We start from the raw sequence: 879 nt of genomic DNA on the forward strand, positions 1-879 counted from the left end.
ACAGGAATGCTGCCCCGTTACTTGAAGAAGAAAAAAGCGATCCTTCGTTATGGAAGCATCGCAGCAGTCATTATTCCTCGGTTGGTTTTTCATTTTTATAAAATTCTTTTGGCTTTTCCAATTCTTCCTGATGGCGATTCGTCCAACTGTTTACAAAACTCGGTAGCGGGTTCTCTTCTTTCTGTTGTTTCCTCTTGTTTAGCCATTCCCGAATCCGTCTACGCAACCTTGACCGTTTCTTCAACGTTCCCCCCCCCAATCACCTTCATATTTCTCCTTCGGCAATCCAACGGGTTTCCATTCTGTGTTTCACAAGTGGTGTATGTTTTAATTTTAACAGGTTAGTGGCAATAAAGACAAAAGCTATTTACCTGTGGTTACAGCATTGGCAGAGAAAAAAGCGGAAGTATCTGTTCCGCCGCTCCTTGCCGGCCTTATTTTTTTATAATGACGTTGCACTTTCCCTATCCGTAATTCAAATATTACCATTTTTCCTGTAGGTTTTACACTCGGCAGCCTATATGGAAAAACAGATTCTTCAACTAACCCGCCCCGTGTGCACAATAAGAAAAACTGCCAAAATGACAGCCTTGATCTTCAACTCTTGCACCCATTAGCCATCCATGAATCGCTGTGAACAGCTCTTCACCACAAAGAATGAAAATATATTGAATCCGTCCTTAATGTTTCTATGGCTGGGAGAGGAAGGTCGATAAACTATGGTGCCTTAGAGCCCATCCGTTAGTCTGACTCCAACGACCACGGTGCACCACAAACTGTCGCTTCCTTACGGGAAGCACTCATGGTAGATTAATCCCAATTCTGATTGTTGCACTAGCCTCTAACTTAATGGCCTAGAAAGGAAGATTTCAATGGATG

1 protein-coding gene is annotated in these 879 nt (G+C 42.9%); it reads left to right on the plus strand.

All coding sequences use genetic code 11. The features are described from left to right. On the plus strand, nt 1-345 hold a 345-nt coding region (locus tag ACIFOT_RS32200; RefSeq protein ID WP_430073031.1), incomplete at its 5' end, for a hypothetical protein. Nucleotides 346-879: the final 534 nt, after the last annotated feature.

Source organism: Neobacillus sp. NRS-1170 (genome assembly GCF_050468025.1).